Here is a 16,323-nt window from a genome sequence, read left to right as displayed (position 1 = left end):
CCGTGACTGAGCAGATGTTCGACACCGTCCTGGTCGCCAACCGAGGCGAGATCGCCGTCCGGGTCATCCGCACCCTGCGGCGGCTCGGGGTGCGTTCGGTCGCCGTCTTCAGCGACGCGGACGCCGACGCCCGCCATGTGCGCGAGGCCGACACCGCCGTGCGCATCGGCCCGGCGGCCGCCGCCGAGAGCTATCTGTCCGCCGAGCGGCTGCTGGAGGCGGCCGCGCGCACCGGGGCTCAGGCCGTCCACCCCGGTTACGGCTTCCTCGCCGAGAACGCCGCCTTCGCCCGTGCCTGCGAGGACGCCGGGCTCGTCTTCATCGGCCCGCCCGCCCGCGCCATCGAGCTGATGGGCGACAAGATCCGCGCCAAGGAGACCGTGCAGGCGGCCGGGGTGCCGGTGGTGCCCGGCAGCAGCGGCAGCGGCCTGACCGACGCCCAACTGACCGCCGCCGCCCTGGAGATCGGCACCCCTGTGCTGCTCAAGCCGTCCGCGGGCGGCGGCGGCAAGGGTATGCGCCTGGTGCGCGACGAGGCGATGCTCGCCGAGGAGATCGCGGCCGCCCGGCGCGAGGCCCGCGGCTCCTTCGGCGACGACACCCTCCTGGTGGAACGGTGGATCGACCGCCCCCGGCACATCGAGATCCAGGTGCTCGCCGACGGCCACGGCCACGTCGTCCACCTCGGTGAGCGCGAATGCTCGCTGCAACGCCGCCACCAGAAGGTGATCGAGGAGGCCCCCTCCGTCCTGCTGGACGAGGAGACCCGGGCCGCCATGGGCGCCGCCGCCGTGCAGGCCGCGCTGTCCTGCGGCTATGTCGGCGCGGGCACGGTCGAGTTCATCGTCCCGGGCGCCGACCCGGCCGCGTACTGCTTCATGGAGATGAACACCCGGCTCCAGGTCGAGCACCCGGTCACCGAACTCGTCACCGGGCTGGACCTGGTGGAGTGGCAGGTGCGGATCGCCGCCGGCGAACGGCTGCCCCTCGCCCAGGAGGACATCGCGCTCAGCGGCCACGCCGTCGAGGCGCGGATCTGCGCGGAGGTCCCCTCCCGGGGCTTCCTGCCCTCCGCCGGCACGGTGCTGGCGCTGGCCGAGCCCGTGGGCGAGGGCGTCCGCGTCGACTCAGGCCTGACCGCGGGCAGCGAGATCGGCACGTCCTACGACCCGATGCTGGCCAAGGTCATCGCGCACGGCCCGGACCGGGCCACCGCGCTGCGCCGGCTGCGGGCGGCGCTGGCCGGCACGAGCGTGCTGGGCCTGGAGACCAACACCGGTTTCCTGCGGCGCCTGCTGGCGCACCCCCAGGTCGTCTCCGGCGAGCTGGACACCGGGCTGATCGACCGCGAGCTGGCCGGGCTCGTGCCGTCCGAGGTGCCCGCGGAGGTCTACGCGGCGGCGGCGCTGCTGCGGCACGCCGCTCTGGAGCCGGCGGCGTCGCCGGGGGCGTGGACCGACCCCTTCTCGATGCCGAGCGGCTGGCGGCTGAGCGGCGAGTCCGCGTGGACGCCGCACTGGCTGCGCGTCGCCGGACGGGAGCCGGTCGCCCTGCGTGTGCGCGGCCGGGCAGGAGAGGCGCAGGTGCGGGTCGGTGACGCCCCCGCCGTGCGGGCCCGGCTGGTCGCCGGGGCGGGCCCACGGGTCACCGTGGAGTGGGACGGCGTCACCCACGCCTTCGACCACGCCGGCGAGTGGCTCGGCCGGGACGGCGACGGCTGGCACGTCCAGTCGTACGACCCCGTCGAGGCGGCGCTGCGCGGCGGCGCGGGCGCCGGCGGGGTGGACACCCTCGCCGCGCCCATGCCCGGCACGGTGACCGTGGTCAAGGTCGGCAAGGGCGACGAGGTCATCGCGGGCCAGAGCCTGCTGGTGGTCGAGGCGATGAAGATGGAGCACGTCATCACCGCCCCGCACGACGGCACGGTCACCGAGATCGACGTGAGCCCTGGCAGCACGGTCGCCATGGACCAGGTGCTCGCCGTCGTCACCCCGCATCAGGCACCCGACCGGGAAGAGGCGAAGTGATGGCCGGCGAACGCCTTGGACTGCCCATGTCCGTGCCGCTGGACGGGCTCCCGCGCCGCGTGCGCATCCACGAGGTGGGCGCGCGCGACGGGCTGCAGAACGAGAAGACCACGGTGCCGACCGAGGTGAAGGCGGAGTTCGTGCACCGCCTGGCCGACGCCGGGCTGACGACCATCGAGGCGACGAGCTTCGTGCACCCCAAGTGGGTGCCCCAACTGGCCGACGCCGAGCAGCTGATGCCCCTGCTGGACGACCTCGGCGAGGGCGTGCGGCTGCCGGTGCTGGTGCCCAACGACCGCGGCCTGGAGCGGGCGCTCGCCCTGGGCGTGCGCGAGATCGCCGTCTTCGGCAGCGCCACGGAGTCCTTCGCCAAGGCCAACCTCAACCGGACGGTGGACGAGTCCCTGGCGATGTTCGCGCCGGTGGTGGCCCGTGCCCGCGAGGCGGGCGCCCGGGTCCGCGGCTATCTGTCGATGTGCTTCGGCGACCCCTGGGAGGGCGCGGTGCCGGTCGACCAGGTCGCCTCCGTCGCCCGCCGCCTGTACGAGCTGGGGTGCGACGAGCTGAGCCTCGGCGACACCATCGGCGTGGCGACCCCCGGCCATGTGGTGGCCCTGCTGGACGCCCTGACCGGCCTCGGCGTGCCCGTCGACCGGCTCGCCGTGCACTTCCACGACACCTACGGCCAGGCGCTGTCCAACACCTTGGCCGCGCTCCGGCACGGCGTCGGCGTCGTCGACGCCTCCGCCGGCGGTCTCGGCGGCTGCCCGTACGCCAAGAGCGCCACCGGCAACCTCGCCACCGAAGACCTGGTCTGGATGCTCGACGGCCTCGGCATCGAGACCGGCGTCGACATCGGCCGTCTCACCGCCACCAGCGTGTGGATGGCCGGCCAACTGGGCCGACCCAGCCCGTCCCGTACCGTCCGCGCCCTCTCCCACCAGGAGTGATCACTGCCATGACGACCGCCCACCGGCTCCCCGCCGAGTACGAGGAACTCCGCCGCACGGTCGAGGAGTTCGCGCACGACGTCGTAGCTCCGAAGATCGGCGAGTTCTACGAGCAGGACGAGTTCCCCTACGAGATCGTCCGCGAGATGGGCCGCATGGGCCTGTTCGGGCTGCCCTTCCCCGAGGAGTACGGCGGCATGGGCGGCGACTACTTCGCCCTCTGCCTGGCCCTGGAGGAACTGGCCCGGGTGGACTCCTCGGTGGCCATCACCCTGGAGGCCGGTGTCTCCCTCGGCGCCATGCCGGTCTTCCGCTATGGCACCGAGGAGCAGAAGCGGACCTGGCTGCCCCGCCTGACCGCGGGCGAGCAGCTGGGCGCCTTCGGCCTGACCGAGCCGGAGTGCGGCTCGGACGCGGGCGGCACGCGGACCACCGCGCGCCTGGACGAGGCGACCGGCGAGTGGGTGATCAACGGCACCAAGTGCTTCATCACCAACTCCGGCACGGACATCACCGCCCTGGTCACGGTCACCGCCGTCACCGGACGCGGCGAGGACGGCCGCCCGGAGATCTCCTCGATCATCGTGCCCTCCGGCACGCCCGGCTTCACGGTGTCCAAGAAGTACAGCAAGGTCGGCTGGAACGCCTCCGACACCCGCGAGCTGTCCTTCGCCGACTGCCGGGTGCCCGCCGCCAACCTGCTGGGCGAGCGCGGCCGGGGCTACGCCCAGTTCCTGCGCACCCTGGACGAGGGCCGGATCGCGATCTCGGCGCTGGCCACGGGCCTGGCCCAGGGCTGTGTGGACGAGTCGCTGGCGTACGCCAAGGAGCGGGTCGCCTTCGGCCGCCCGATCGGCACCAACCAGGCGATCCAGTTCAAGATCGCCGACATGGAGATGCGCGCCCACACCGCCCGGCTGGCCTGGCGGGACGCGGCCGCCCGGCTGGTGGCCGGCGAGCCGGTCAAGAAGGAGGCGGCCATGGCCAAGCTCTTCTCCTCCGAGAGCGCGGTCACCAATGCCCGCGAGGCCACGCAGATCCACGGCGGCTACGGCTTCATGAACGAGTACCCGGTCGCCCGCATGTGGCGGGACTCCAAGATCCTGGAGATCGGCGAGGGCACCAGCGAGGTCCAGCGCATCCTCATCGCGCGCGAGCTCGGCCTTCCGGCGTAGTTTTCGCTGTCGCCTGCCCGATATCGGGCAGGATTCTTGCAAACCCTCCCACCCCTCCCGCAGTATCGAGCGGTGCTCGAACGCCGGACGCCTCATGACGACCTGGTGGACCACCTGGTGCGGACCACGCCGCTGAGCCGCGGCGAGGCCGCCCGGGTGGTCCTCGACGTCCTGGCGTACTTCGACGAGACGGCCGAGGACTTCGTACGGCGACGCCACCGTGAGCTGCAGTCCAAGGGGCTGCAGAACGCGGAGATCTTCGAACGGATCACCGCCGAGCTGCCGCACCGCGCGGTGGCCCCACCGGAGTTCTCGCTGCGGCAGCTGCGCCGCATCGTCTACGGCTGACTCACCGGCGCCCCACGGCGCACGGGCCGCGCCACGACCGGGAGGGACAACGACCATGTGCGGAATCGTCGGATACATCGGCAGGCGGGACGTCGCGCCGCTGCTGCTGGAGGGCCTGCAAAGGCTGGAGTACCGCGGGTACGACTCGGCGGGCATCGTGATCACGGGCAAATCCGGCGGCCTGAAGGCCGTCAAGGCCAAGGGCCGGGTCCGTGAGCTGGAGGCCCGCATTCCCAAGCGCTTCGCGGGCACCACCGGCATCGCCCACACCCGCTGGGCCACCCACGGCGCCCCCAGCGACGAGAACGCCCACCCCCACCTGGACGCCGAGGGCAAGGTCGCCGTCGTCCACAACGGCATCGTCGACAACGCCGCGGAACTGCGCGCCAAGCTGACCGCCGACGGCGTCGTCTTCGCTTCCGAGACCGACACCGAGGTGCTGGCCCACCTGATCGCGCGCTCCGAGGCGGCGACGCTGGAGGAGCGGGTCCAGCAGGCCCTGTCGCGCATCGAGGGCACCTACGGCATCGCCGTCCTGCACGCCGACTTCCCGGACCGCATCGTGGTCGCCCGCAACGGCTCCCCCGTCGTGCTCGGCATCGGCGAGCACGAGATGCTCGTCGCCTCCGACGTCGCCGCCCTGGTCCGCCACACCCGCCAGGTCGTCACCCTGGACGACGGCGAGATGGCCACCCTGACCGCCGGCGACTACCGCACGTACACCACCGCCGGCAGCCGCACGTCGCCCGAGCCCACCACCATCGAGTGGGAGGCCGAGAACTACGACCTCGGCGGCCACGACACGTACATGCACAAGGAGATCTCCGAGCAGCCGGACGCGGTGGACCGCGTGCTGCGCGGCCGGATCGACGACCGCTTCTCCACCGTCCACCTGGGCGGGCTGAACCTCGACGCCCGCGAGGCGCGGGCGGTGCGCCGGGTGAAGATCCTCGGCTGCGGCTCGGCATTCCACGCGGGCCAGATCGGTGCCCAGATGATCGAGGAGCTGGCCCGCATCCCGGCCGACGCCGAGCCGGCCTCGGAGTTCCGCTACCGCAACCCGGTGGTCGACCCGGACACGCTCTACATCGCCGTCAGCCAGTCCGGCGAGACGTACGACACCCTGGCGGCCGTCCAGGAGCTCAAGCGCAAGGGCGCCCGCGTCCTGGGCGTGGTCAACGTGGTCGGCAGCGCCATCGCCCGGGAGACCGACGGCGGCATGTACGTGCACGCGGGCCCCGAGGTGTGCGTGGTGTCCACCAAGTGCTTCACCAACACCGCCGTCGCCTTCGCGCTGCTCGCCCTGCACCTCGGCCGGATCCGCGACCTGTCGGTCGCCGACGGCCGGCGCATCATCGCCGGCCTGCGGCGGCTGCCGGAGCAGATCGCGGAGATCCTGGCGGGCGAGGAGGAGATCCGGAAGCTCGCGGCGGAGTACGCGAACGCGCGGAGCATGATGTTCGTCGGCCGGGTGCGCGGCTACCCGGTGGCCCGCGAGGCCTCGCTGAAGCTCAAGGAGGTCTCCTACGTCCACGCCGAGGCGTACCCGGCCTCGGAGCTCAAGCACGGCCCGCTGGCGCTCATCGAGCCCGAGGTGCCGACGGTGGCGATCGTCCCGGACGACGAGCTGGTGGACAAGAACCGGGCCACCCTGGAGGAGATCAAGGCGCGCAGCGGCCGCATCCTGGCGGTGGCGCACCAGGAGGAGGCGAAGGCCGACCACACCATCGTCGTCCCGCGCAACGAGCCGGAGCTCGACCCGGTGCTGATGGGCATCCCGCTGCAACTGCTGGCGTACCACTCGGCGCTGGCGCTGGGCCGGGACATCGACAAGCCGCGCAACCTGGCGAAGTCGGTCACGGTGGAGTAGCGCGAACGGGCGCCCCGGGGCGCCCCAAGCGCCCCCGCGCGCGAACGGACAGGCCCCCCACGCCCTGCGGCGCGGGGGGCCTGCCTTCTGCCGGTGGGTCAGGCCGCGTGCCCGCGGTGCGGGACGCCCAGCCGCCATCCGTCCGCCAGGGCCCGGCGGCCCCAGGCGGCGTTGGTCAGCAGTGCCGTACCGCCGTACCAGGCGACCACGCCGGCCGCCAGGCCGATCCATCCGGCCACCTTGCCGAGGCCGCCGTTGGAGGCCAGGGCGGCGAAGCCGGACAGCGCGGCGGAGACGGTCAGCAGCCCGAAGGCCGCCTGCGCCACACCGCCCATCTGCCAGGCGGCCATCGTGAGGGTGAGTGCCAGCAGCGCCCACAGGAGCATGAACAGCCCGACGACCTCCTTGCTCGCACCCGCGCCGGATCCGCCCGACCAGGTCACCCAGAAGGCGCCCAGTGAGGCGAACGCGGTGCCCGTGAAGCCGTTGCCGCCGTAGAACTCCCACATGCCGGCGACGAATTGGGTGATGCCGCCGACAAAGAGCGCGAGCCGCGCGGCGTCCGCCGCCGCGGCGTTGTCGATGACGCCCGTACTGAACAGCCCGTAGGCGATCAGTGTCAGGCCGAGTGCCAGATATCCCAGAGCCGCTGCGCCGGCTCCCGCTGAACGTGCCGTGGAGACGTCGTTGTCCACCGCCGGCCCCCTTCGTGTTCGAGGGAAGAAACTGCAGGTGAGATACCCTTCACAAGGGCACAAGCAATCCCGTGGAGCCGACATTCACGGCAACTGGCGCCGAATCGTTATGGAATGACCACGACAGGCCGCTGCGCACGCCGGGCGAGGCGTCCGGCGACCGAGCCGAAGATCTTGCCGATGATCCCGTGCGTCCCGCCCACCACGATGGCGTCGGCCTCGTACTCCCGGCCGACCTCCTCCAGCTCGTGGCAGATGTCCCCGCCGCGCTCGACGAGGATCCACGGCACCTCCGACAGGTGGTCGGCGCAGGCGAGTTCCAGGCCGAGCACCTCGGTGCGGTGGTCGGGGACGTCGACGAAGACGGGGGGTTCGCAACCGGCCCACACGGTGGCCGGCAGGCGGTTCGCGACGTGGACGATGATCAGCGCGGAACCCGACCGGCGGGCCATCCCGATGGCGTACGCGAGCGCCCGCTCGCTGGACAGGGAGCCGTCGAAACCGACCACCACCCCGTGCCGGAAGGCGGGGTCGCAGGCAGCGCGCGGCTCGGAGTCCGCCTGCGGTACCGCCGCCGATTCGGCGAGCGGCTTTCCGTCGGCGGGCTCGGGGAGCTCGTAACCGGCCATGATGCGGTTTCTCGGCAAGGTCGGCGCCGGTGGCACCGAGTGGGCGGACAACAACAGTGCGGGGGCCGCGGGACCGGCCGGATTTCGGCCGGTAAGGGGCTGCCCTTCCCGCTGACTCCAGAGTACGGCGGCGCCAGGCCACTGCACAGAGGTGCGCGGACCCTCACAGCGTCCCCTTACCCCGGAGTTTCCAGGAGAATGCCGGAGCGCGGCGCCGAGCGCAACGCCACGTCGCCAACCGGACAAGTCGCCCCTCCTTCCCCCGTCCCGGGCTGTCCGCCACCGGCCATATCCGGAATCGTCCTCAGGGCCCCTCCGGGGCTTGGGGGCGCACTCGTTCATCGGCCACCCGGGGGGCGCACGACGGGGCGCTGACCTGGGGCGCGCGCAGTGATTCCCCTCATTTTCAGCCAACTTCACTGTGGCAAAGGCCACTTGGGACACACCACCGCCAACCGCCCAGCCACCGCCGGGGAACCGGAATGAGGGGGCGCACAGCCCTTGTGCGCCTGTCCACCGCTTCGAGGCACACTTCACGAGTGGAACGCTTCGTGATCGAATGCTTCACGCCACGTGGTCATGTCGACATACCGCCAGGTGATGAACTTGCCATTGCGGATGCAACTGACCCAGTAGATTCGATCTTGAGCAACGACGGCGGGGGATCCGTGCAGGACCGAGAGGACGAGTCGACCGAGGGGGGCCCCAGCTCCATGAACCAGGAGTCCAGGACCGGCACCATGGCGGAGATCCAGTCGGCCGCCGGCATGTCCACCGCACCGTCCGTGTCTTCGGGGGCTTACGTGTCGTCGGGGCCTTCGGGCACTTCCGGCGCTCACAGCCTCCCGAACGTCCCGGGAGTTCCCGCACCGGCCGTCGTCAGCTCCGCGGCCGGCGGCCCGTCCGCCGCCTCGGCGGCCGGACGCGCGCCACGCAAACTGTCGGCGCGCCGCCGTCAGGAGGTCGTGGCCGTCATGCTGTTCAGCGGCGGCCCCATCTTCGAGAGCTCGATTCCCCTGTCGGTGTTCGGCATCGACCGCCAGGACGCCGGAGTGCCCCGCTACCGGCTGCTGGTCTGCGCCGGCGAGGACGGCCCGCTGCGCACCACCGGCGGCCTCGAACTGTCCGCGCCCTACGGGCTGGAGGCGCTGTCGCGCGCCGGGACGGTCGTCGTCCCCGCCTGGCGCTCCATCTCGCAACCGCCGCCTCCCGAGGCGCTGGACGCCCTGCGCCGCGCCCACGAGGAGGGTGCGCGCATCATCGGCCTGTGCACCGGCGCCTTCGTGCTCGCCGCCGCCGGGCTGCTGGACGGCCGCCCGGCCACCACGCACTGGATGTACGCGCCGACGCTGGCCAAGCGCTACCCCTCCGTCCACGTCGACCCCCGCGAACTCTTCGTCGACGACGGCGACGTACTCACCAGCGCCGGCACCGCCGCCGGGATCGACCTGTGCCTGCACGTGGTGCGCACCGACCACGGCAGCGAGGCCGCCAACGCGCTGGCCCGCCGGCTGGTCGTACCGCCGCGCAGGGGCGACTGGGGCGGCCAGCCCCGGCACCTGGACCGCTCTTTACCGGAGGAGATCGGGGGCGATCCCCTCGCCGAGGTCGTCGCGTGGGCCCTGGAACACCTTCACGAGCAGTTCGATGTGGAGACCCTCGCCGCGCGCGCCTACATGAGCCGCCGCACGTTCGACCGGCGCTTCCGCACCCTGACCGGAAGCGCGCCCCTCCAGTGGCTGATCACCCAGCGCGTGCTGCAGGCACAGCGGCTGCTGGAGACCTCCGACTACTCCGTGGACGAGGTCGCGGCCCGCTGCGGCTTCCGCTCCCCCGTCGCGCTGCGCGGCCACTTCCGCCGGCAGCTCGGCTCCTCCCCCGCCTCCTACCGGGCCGCCTTCCGCGCCCGGCGCCCCCACGAGGAAACGGACGCGCCCGCGGCCGCCAAGGACCCGCGCGGCCACGAGCCGGCCGGCGGCCCCGTGCCCGCCCCGCGCCGCGGCTCCCCGCCTGCGGCCGAGCGCACGGCCGGCGGCGTGCTCATCCCCGGACAGGGCGGCCCGGCGGCCGGTCCCGGCATCGTCAAGCCCGACCCCGACACCTACGCGGCCCGCATACCCGAGCAGGCCGGCAGCCGTTTCGACGCCCGCGAGGTGCACCCGCTGCGGCGGCCCCGCGACGGCCGGGACGCACGTGGCAGGAACGCGGGTATGCCTGCTCCGCGGGATCGCCCCGTAGGGTGAGACGTATGAACGACCGGATGGTGTGGATCGACTGCGAGATGACCGGGCTCTCCCTGGGCCAGGACGCTCTGATCGAGGTGGCGGCGCTCGTCACCGACTCGGAGCTCAACGTGCTCGGGGAGGGGGTCGACATCGTCATCCGCCCCCCCGCGGAGGCGCTGGAGACCATGCCCGACGTCGTCCGCACGATGCACACCGCCTCGGGGCTGCTGGAGGAGCTGGACGGCGGCGTGACCCTGGAGGAGGCCGAGAAGCTCGTCCTGGACTACGTGCGCCAGTACGTCGCCGAGCCCCGCAAGGCGCCGCTGTGCGGCAACTCCGTCTCCACCGACCGGGGCTTCCTCGCCCGCGACATGCCGACGCTCGAGCAGTACATGCACTACCGCATCGTGGACGTCTCCTCGGTCAAGGAGCTGGCCCGCCGCTGGTACCCGAGGGCCTACTTCGCCAGCCCCGAGAAGAACGGCAACCACCGCGCGCTCGCCGACATCCGCGAGTCCATCGCGGAGCTGCGCTACTACCGCGAGGCCGTCTTCGTCCCCCAGCCGGGACCCGACACGGACACCGCCCGAGCCATCGCCGCGAAGCACGTCCTGCCTGCGGAAACGGCGAAGTGACCGACCCGCGGGAAACATAGGCGCGAGCACCCTCTCGGACCCTGTACACTTTTTCTCGGCCGGTGCGAAGGAAACACAAGCGCCGGTCATGGTGGGTGTAGCTCAGCTGGTAGAGCACCTGGTTGTGGTCCAGGATGCCGCGGGTTCGAGTCCCGTCACTCACCCTGATTGATCAAGGCCCGGTCTGCGAAAGCAGGCCGGGCCTTTTTCATGCCGGGGGCCGGCGACGAATGGCGTCGCCCCTTCGGGCCTCTGAACCGCGCGGACGCGGTTCAGAGGCCCGTCGGAGCGGCCCGGCGCCCCGCGGCTACGCCTTGCGGGCCACGCCGCCGTAGAAGCCGATCTCGCCGGAGCGCGGCGACGGCTCGGTGTCCGGGCGCCAGAAGGGGACCTGGACGAGGCCGGGCTCGACCGGTTCGAAGCCGTCGAAGAAGCTCTCGACCTCGGCCCGGGAACGCAGGTTCAAGGAGGCCGTGGCCTTCTTGTAAACGGCCTGGGCATCACTGCGGTCGGCGAAGTCACCCGTGGCGTGCGAGAGCACCAGGAAACTGCCGGCCGGGAGCGCGTCGCGCAGGGTGGCGACGACCTCTCCGGGCTTCTCCGCGTCGGTGAGGAAGTGGAGGACGGCGACGAGGAGCAGGGCGACCGGCTCGTCGAAGTCGATGACCTTGCGGACCTCGGGGTGGTCCACGACGGCCCGCGGGTCGCGCAGGTCGCCGAGCACGACGCTGGTGGCGCCCGAGCGGCTGAGCAGCGCGTTGGCGTAGGTGTTCACGATCGGGTCGTTGTCGACGTACGCGATGCGCACGTCCGGGGCGGCCTCCTGCGCGATCTCGTGCACGTTCGGCGAGGTGGGCAGCCCGGTGCCGATGTCGAGGATCTGGCGGACGCCGCTGCCGACGACGTAACGGACGGCACGCTGCAGGAAGCCGCGGTTGGCCTGCACGCCGATCCTCACCTCGGGTGCCGCCACGGCGAGTTCGTCGCCGGCGTGGCGGTCCACCTCGTAGTTGTCCTTGCCGCCCAACAGGTAGTCGTAGATCCGCGCAGGGTGTGGCCTGCTGGTGTCTATCTCCTCGGCGCGGAAGCCGTCCTGTCTCACGCTGCGCTCCTCTCGACGACCGTCCCGGCTCCCGGCCCGCGGACGGCAGACGACAGCTTCGCACATCAACATCACCGGATTCGGACCTGGTTGATCACCAATGGTCAGGCAGGGACCGCTCAGATCTTCCAGTGGTACTTGGCACCACCGACCCAGCGCACGACCGCAGGGTCGTCGAGGTCCACATGATCGATGCCGGACTCGTGGGCGATGCGGACGACGTCGAGGAGGTCGTAGGCGATGCCCACGGTCTCACCGCCGATCTGGACGACGCGGAACGGCGGGTCCCCCTCGTGGACGGGGGAGACGACGATGGGGGTGTCGGTCACCTCTCCAGCTTGCGGCAGACCCCGGCCGGGCGCACCCGCCGTCCGCCCGCCCGGCGCAATGGCCTGCCCAGGCGGCCCGCGATTGGACCGGGCGGCAGGGCGGCGGCCTGCCTACGGTTGAGGTCATGAGCACCGCAGACTCCTCCCCCACGCCGCTCGCCGCCCGGCTGCGCGCACTGCACGTCCCCGGCCGTCCGCTGGTCCTGCCCAACGTCTGGGACGCCGCCTCCGCGCGTGTGGTGGTCGACGCCGGATTCCCCGCCGTCGCCACCGGCAGCGCGCCCGTCGCTGCGTCCCTCGGCCACCCCGACGGGGAGGTCGTACCGGTGGCGGAGATGCTGGCCGCGGTCGCCCGCGTCGTGCGCGCGGCCGGGGTCCCGGCGACGGCGGACATGGAGCGGGGCTACGGGCTCGGCCCGGCGGAGTTCGCCGAGCGGCTGGCCGCCACCGGGGCCGTCGGCTGCAACCTGGAGGACGTCGATCCGCGCACAGGCCGTCTCGTGGACGCCGGGGAGCAGGCGGCCTTCCTCGCCGCCGTCCGCGCGGCCGATCCGGATCTGGTGGTCAACGCCCGTACCGACGTCCTGGTACGGGCAAAGACGCCGGCGCGGGAGCGGCGGGCCGAGGCCGCACGGCGGATGCGGCTGTACCTGGAGGCGGGCGCGGACTGCGTGTACCCCTTCGGCCCGCTGGACGAGGAGACCACGGCGGCCGTGGTCGCGGCCGCCGGCGGACGCCCCGTCAACGTCCTGGCCTGGCCCGGCGGTCCCGCGACCTCCCGGCTGGCGGAGCTGGGGGTCGCCCGGATCAGCTACGGCCACCAGCTCCACACCGCGGCCCTGCGGCACTTGGGGGAACTGGTCGCGATCGTGCGCGACGGCGGCAGTCCCTTCGCGGCGGGCTGACCGGGCTTCAGGGGCTCAGCACTCCTCGCGCGGGGGCCCGTCGTCGTTGCCGCGCCGCAGGGTGCGCACGGGGCGGCCCGGCCGCCAGACCTCCAGCACGATGTCGGGGTCGTCGACGTACGTCCGCACGACCTCGGTCAGATCGGCGGCGAAGAGGTGGAACGGGCCCTCAGGCACGGTCACCTCACCGGTGAAGCGGGCGATGCCGGCGGGGTCGGTGACCTCTACGGCGCGGCCGCTGATCCGGATGTCGCCGCCGTCCATGGAGGTGCCAGGACCGGGGTTCACATGCAGCGAGAAGCGCGGGTCGCGGCGCAGGTCGAGGGCTTTGCGCGAGTTCGGCATCATGCCGATCCACAGTTCGCCGAGCCGGAACTCGGCCTCGATGCCGGAGACCCGCGGGGAGCCGTCGGCCCGCAAAGTGGCCAGCACATGGTGCTTGTAAGGACTGAATCGTGTCGTCACGGCCTCGGCGAGGCCGGGTTCGGCCGCCTCGAAGTCCGCCCAGCGTGTCGTCATACGACGATGCTCCCCGGCATACCCGACATCCTGTGTCGGCATTGCCGGGGAGGTTTTACTCCTCGCCCTTGTGGCCGTGCGTGTGGCCACGCCCGTGGCCCTGGCGGGCGGCCTGCCAGATCGCCCGCAGGCGGTCCAGCTCGGCCAGTTCGGCGCGCGACCAGGTACGCCGGCCCGCCACGTACCGCCGTATTGCTTCGTTGGCGGCCTCGACGATTCGACGGTCCAAAACGGTCGGTGACATACCCGTGATGTTATCGGCCGGGTCCGACAGCGAGCCCCGGCACATCCCCTCGCCGGGCGATATCACACCGTGACCCTTCTCACTGTGGCGGGGGTCACCACCGGGCCCGCGGACCGGCCGACCGGGCTCAGGCCGAATCGCGGCGCACCAGCTCCGTGGTGAGGACGACGTGCCGCCGGGTCGCGGTGGCGGCGCCGATCTCCTCCAGCAGGACCCGGGCCATCGTGCGGCCCATCTCCTCGATGGGCTGGCGCACGCTCGTCAGCGGCGGGTCGGTGTGCCGGGCGACGGCGGAGTCGTCGAAGCCGATCAGCGCCACGTCGTCCGGCACCCGGCGGCCGTACTCGCGCAGCACCTGGAGCGCGCCGCTCGCCATGACGTCGGAGGCGGCGAAGACGGCGTCGACGTCGGGCCGCCGCTCCAGCAGGGCGCGCATCGCGGCGCGGCCGCCCTCCTCGGTGAAGTCGGCGCGGGCGACCAGGGCGTCGTCCGGGACCAGCCCGGCGTCCCCGATCGCCTGGCGGTAGCCGTCGAGGCGGCAGCGGGCCACGTACATGTCCAGCGGCCCGGTGATGGTGGCGACCGACCGGCAGCCGCGGGCGAGCAGGTGCCCCACCGCCGAGCGGGCGCCGCCGACGTTGTCGGAGTCGACGTACGCGACCGACTCCCGGTCCGAGCGGCGGCCGCTGAGCACCGTGGGCATCTCCATCTGCTCCAGGAGGTCGGGCAGCGGGTCGTTCTCGTGGACGGAGACCAGCAGGACGCCGTCCACCCGGTGGGCGCCGAGATACTGGGCGAAGCGCTGCCGCTCCTTGGGGGTCCGCAGCAGCGTGAGCAGCAACTGCATGTCGGTGTCGGCCAGTTCCGCGCCGACGCCGCGAATGATGTCGGAGAAGTACGGCTCCGCGAAGAGCCGGGTCTCGGCCTCCGGGATGACCAGGGCGATGGCGTCGGTGCGGTTGCCCGCCAGGGCCCGGGCCGCGCGGTTGGGCACATAGCCGAGCTCGGCGATGGCAGCCTCGACGGCGGCCTTGGCGCGGTCGCTGACCCGCGGCGACCCGTTGATCACCCGGGAGACCGTGCCGCGACCCACGCCGGCCCGCGCGGCGACCTCCTCCAGCGTCGGCCTGCCGCTGTGCCGTCCGCCCATCACCATTGCGGCCTCCCAATCACGAGGTGGTAACTGCGCCAACTTAGAGCGTCTGCTCCCTTGACACCTCATCGGGGAATCGAGACTCTTCAACACATCACGTGTGGGAGCGCTCCCACACTAGCGAACACCTTCACTTCCCGCACGTACCCGGAGGACCCGAATGCGCACGACAAGGAAGTCGTACCGGCCACGAGGCCGTACCGCAGCCGTCGCACTGACCGCTGTGGCCGCACTGGGAGTGAGCCTGCTCTCCGGCTGTTCCAAGGACAGCGACGACTCGGCGGGCAGCGGAGGCACGTCGCAGGGCGCGGACAAGGGCGGCAAGCTCACGCTCACGGTCGGCACCTTCGGTGTCTTCGGCTACAAGCAGGCCGGTCTGTACGAGGAGTACGAGAAGGCGCACCCGGGGATCACGATCAAGGAGAACGTGATCGAGCGGAACGACGCCTACTACCCGCAGCTCCTCACCCACCTCGCCGCCGGCAGCGGCCTGAGCGACATCCAGGCCATCGAGGTCGGCAACATCAACGAGGTCGTCACCACCCAGGCGGCGAAGTTCGAGGACCTGTCGAAGGCGCCCGGCGTCGAGAAGTCGAACTACCTCGACTGGAAGTGGGCCCAGGCCACCACCACCGACGGCAAGACCGTGGGCCTCGGCACCGACATCGGCCCGATGGCGATCTGCTACCGCAAGGACCTGTTCAAGAAGGCCGGTCTGCCCACCGACCGCGAGGCGGTCGGCAAGCTGTGGGCCGGCGACTGGCAGAAGTACCTCGACGCGGGCAAGGCGTACACCAAGAAGGCGCCCAAGGGCACGACCTTCCTCGACTCCTCCGCCGGCCTCTACCAGGCCGTCAGCAACGGTGCCTCCGAGCGCTACTACGACAGCAGCGGCAAGGTCATCTACAAGACCAGCCCCGCCGTCAAGGACGCCTGGAACCTCGCCATGGAGGCGGCCACCGGCAAGATGACCGCCAAGCTGAAGCTCTTCGACAAGGCCTGGGACCAGGGCTTCGCCAACGCGCGCTTCGCTTCCCTCCCCTGCCCGTCGTGGATGCTCGGCTACATCCAGGAGAAGTCCGGCGACGCGGGCAAGGGCAACTGGGACGTCGCCGCCGCGCCGAAGTCCGCCAACTGGGGCGGTGCCTTCGTCGGCGTGCCCTCGGCCGGCAAGCACAAGGAAGAGGCCATCAAGCTGGCCACCTGGCTGACCGCCCCCGAGCAGCAGGCCAAGGTCTTCGCCAAGCAGGCGAGCTTCCCGAGCGCGCCCGGAGCCTATGACCTGCCCGAGGTCAAGGACGCCAAGCTCGCGTACTTCGACAACGCCCCGATCGGCACGATCTTCGCCGACGCCGCCAAGGGCATCCCGACCCTGGTGATCGGCCCGAAGGACCAGCAGATCTACACCGCCATCACCGACGTCGGCATCCTGCAGGTCGAGCAGCAGGGCAAGTCCCCCGAGCAGGGCTGGGCGGCTGCCGAGAAGGAAATCGACAACGCGCTGGACCAGTGACCCG

Annotated in this window: 16 protein-coding genes and 1 tRNA gene; 10 read left to right on the top strand and 7 right to left on the bottom strand. The window is 72.0% G+C overall.

Annotated features, from left to right (window positions below; genetic code table 11):
- Positions 1-14: 14 nt before the first annotated feature.
- From ACFWVC_RS02100 to glmS, 5 genes are all read left to right on the top strand, one after another.
- Positions 15-2,027, top strand: a complete 2,013-nt coding sequence (locus ACFWVC_RS02100; protein ID WP_384274975.1) for an acetyl/propionyl/methylcrotonyl-CoA carboxylase subunit alpha — start codon at positions 15-17, stop codon at positions 2,025-2,027.
- Entirely contained in the window at positions 2,027-2,977 is a 951-nt protein-coding gene (locus ACFWVC_RS02095) for a hydroxymethylglutaryl-CoA lyase (RefSeq protein ID WP_384274234.1), read from the top strand. The genes ACFWVC_RS02100 and ACFWVC_RS02095 overlap by 1 nt, the downstream gene beginning before the upstream one ends.
- An 8-nt stretch (positions 2,978-2,985) precedes the next feature.
- Complete coding sequence (locus ACFWVC_RS02090; RefSeq protein ID WP_319661521.1) at positions 2,986-4,152, top strand: acyl-CoA dehydrogenase family protein; 1,167 nt, start codon at positions 2,986-2,988, stop codon at positions 4,150-4,152.
- A 72-nt stretch (positions 4,153-4,224) separates the two neighbouring features.
- On the top strand, positions 4,225-4,500 hold the full coding sequence (locus ACFWVC_RS02085) for a hypothetical protein (RefSeq protein ID WP_360905948.1): 276 nt from the start codon (positions 4,225-4,227) through the stop codon (positions 4,498-4,500).
- Positions 4,501-4,555: 55 nt separating this feature from the next.
- On the top strand, positions 4,556-6,370 hold the full coding sequence (gene glmS / locus ACFWVC_RS02080; protein WP_384274220.1) for a glutamine--fructose-6-phosphate transaminase (isomerizing): 1,815 nt from the start codon (positions 4,556-4,558) through the stop codon (positions 6,368-6,370).
- A gap of 98 nt (positions 6,371-6,468) precedes the next feature.
- Here glmS and ACFWVC_RS02075 read toward each other — a convergent pair whose 3' ends face one another.
- Positions 6,469-7,065 (bottom strand): acetate uptake transporter, encoded by a 597-nt coding sequence (locus tag ACFWVC_RS02075; protein WP_384274213.1) that lies wholly within the window; start codon positions 7,063-7,065, stop codon positions 6,469-6,471.
- 107 nt (positions 7,066-7,172) lie between these two features.
- Positions 7,173-7,694 carry a universal stress protein gene (locus ACFWVC_RS02070; RefSeq protein ID WP_360905951.1) on the bottom strand — a complete coding sequence of 174 codons (522 nt, stop codon included), beginning with the start codon at positions 7,692-7,694 and terminating at the stop codon, positions 7,173-7,175.
- Between the two features lie 740 nt (positions 7,695-8,434).
- Here ACFWVC_RS02070 and ACFWVC_RS02065 point away from each other — a divergent pair.
- From ACFWVC_RS02065 to ACFWVC_RS02055, 3 genes are all read left to right on the top strand, one after another.
- Complete coding sequence (locus tag ACFWVC_RS02065; protein ID WP_384274970.1) at positions 8,435-9,937, top strand: helix-turn-helix domain-containing protein; 1,503 nt, start codon at positions 8,435-8,437, stop codon at positions 9,935-9,937.
- 5 nt (positions 9,938-9,942) lie between these two features.
- Positions 9,943-10,554, top strand: a complete 612-nt coding sequence (orn, locus tag ACFWVC_RS02060) for an oligoribonuclease (RefSeq protein WP_384274200.1) — start codon at positions 9,943-9,945, stop codon at positions 10,552-10,554.
- A 91-nt stretch (positions 10,555-10,645) separates the two neighbouring features.
- A tRNA-His gene (locus ACFWVC_RS02055) sits at positions 10,646-10,718 on the top strand.
- 143 nt (positions 10,719-10,861) lie between these two features.
- On the opposite strand, the gene ACFWVC_RS02050 is transcribed toward ACFWVC_RS02055, so the two are convergent.
- Both ACFWVC_RS02050 and ACFWVC_RS02045 read right to left on the bottom strand, forming a co-directional pair.
- A complete protein-coding gene (locus tag ACFWVC_RS02050) occupies positions 10,862-11,656 on the bottom strand; it encodes an SAM-dependent methyltransferase (RefSeq protein ID WP_384274191.1) in 795 nt (264 codons plus the stop codon).
- Positions 11,657-11,775: 119 nt separating this feature from the next.
- On the bottom strand, positions 11,776-11,985 hold the full coding sequence (locus ACFWVC_RS02045) for a hypothetical protein (protein WP_384274187.1): 210 nt from the start codon (positions 11,983-11,985) through the stop codon (positions 11,776-11,778).
- A gap of 125 nt (positions 11,986-12,110) precedes the next feature.
- Between ACFWVC_RS02045 and ACFWVC_RS02040 the strand changes: the two genes are divergently transcribed.
- Entirely contained in the window at positions 12,111-12,890 is a 780-nt protein-coding gene (locus ACFWVC_RS02040) for an isocitrate lyase/phosphoenolpyruvate mutase family protein (RefSeq protein WP_384274182.1), read from the top strand.
- Positions 12,891-12,905: 15 nt separating this feature from the next.
- On the opposite strand, the gene ACFWVC_RS02035 is transcribed toward ACFWVC_RS02040, so the two are convergent.
- The 3 genes from ACFWVC_RS02035 to ACFWVC_RS02025 all read right to left on the bottom strand — a co-directional run bounded on the left by ACFWVC_RS02035 (position 12,906) and on the right by ACFWVC_RS02025 (position 14,809).
- Positions 12,906-13,409, bottom strand: coding sequence for a pyridoxamine 5'-phosphate oxidase family protein (locus ACFWVC_RS02035; protein ID WP_384274174.1), 504 nt, complete (start codon positions 13,407-13,409; stop codon positions 12,906-12,908).
- 55 nt (positions 13,410-13,464) lie between these two features.
- Positions 13,465-13,653, bottom strand: a complete 189-nt coding sequence (locus ACFWVC_RS02030) for a hypothetical protein (protein ID WP_384274167.1) — start codon at positions 13,651-13,653, stop codon at positions 13,465-13,467.
- Between the two features lie 127 nt (positions 13,654-13,780).
- A complete protein-coding gene (locus ACFWVC_RS02025; protein WP_384274159.1) occupies positions 13,781-14,809 on the bottom strand; it encodes a LacI family DNA-binding transcriptional regulator in 1,029 nt (342 codons plus the stop codon).
- Between the two features lie 157 nt (positions 14,810-14,966).
- Here ACFWVC_RS02025 and ACFWVC_RS02020 point away from each other — a divergent pair, with 157 nt between their 5' ends.
- Positions 14,967-16,319 carry an ABC transporter substrate-binding protein gene (locus tag ACFWVC_RS02020; protein WP_384274152.1) on the top strand — a complete coding sequence of 451 codons (1,353 nt, stop codon included), beginning with the start codon at positions 14,967-14,969 and terminating at the stop codon, positions 16,317-16,319.
- Positions 16,320-16,323 lie beyond the last annotated feature (4 nt).

Origin of the sequence: Streptomyces sp. NPDC058691, assembly GCF_042714775.1 — a bacterium.
In the GTDB taxonomy this organism is placed as follows: Bacteria; Actinomycetota; Actinomycetes; order Streptomycetales; family Streptomycetaceae; genus Actinacidiphila.
Note: the sequence above shows the minus strand (reverse complement) of the source record. Positions and strands in the feature narration are given on the sequence as shown.